Here is a 627-nt window from a genome sequence, read left to right as displayed (position 1 = left end):
AAGGTAAGGTCATAAGTAGAGCATTTTACACCGTCCTTGCTGTAAATTCAGAAGGTAAAAAAGATATTCTAGGGCTCTATTTATCTGAGGCAGAGGGAGCTCGTTTTTGGCTTAGTGTATTAAATGACCTTAAAGCTCGTGGTGTAGAGGATATCCTTATAGCAAGCATCGATGGACTTAAGGGATTTCCTGATGCCATTGCTGAAGTTTTTCCTAACACCGAGATCCAGCTTTGTGTCGTTCATCAAATTCGCAACTCATTAAAGTATGTGGTTAGTAAGGACCAGAAAGCCTTTATGGCCGATTTAAAGCTGGTTTATAAGGCTTCAAGCAAAGATATGGCTTTGCATCATCTACTTGAGTTGGAAGAGAAATGGGGCAAAAAATACCCGGCGGTGATGAAATCCTGGAATAACAACTGGGAAGCTCTATCACAATACTTCAAATACCCAGAAGAGCTAAGACGCATCATTTACACTACCAATATTGTTGAAGGCTTTCATCGGCAAATTCGCAAGTACACTAAAAATAAAGGCGCTTTCACCAGTGAAAACGCCCTTATTAAGCTTATTTATTGTGCTTGCCAGAAAGTACTGGAAAAATGGAATCAGCCCATGCACAATTGGG

General features: G+C 40.4%; 1 protein-coding gene. It reads left to right on the top strand.

Features of this window, described 5'->3' with window-relative positions:
- Positions 1–627 (top strand): IS256 family transposase (locus OQJ26_RS19320; RefSeq protein ID WP_265705291.1); only part of this gene is annotated, 627 nt, incomplete at both ends.

The sequence above is a fragment of the Legionella sheltonii genome (assembly GCF_026191355.1).
In the GTDB taxonomy this organism is placed as follows: domain Bacteria; phylum Pseudomonadota; class Gammaproteobacteria; order Legionellales; family Legionellaceae; genus Legionella; species Legionella sheltonii.
Note: the sequence above shows the minus strand (reverse complement) of the source record. Positions and strands in the feature narration are given on the sequence as shown.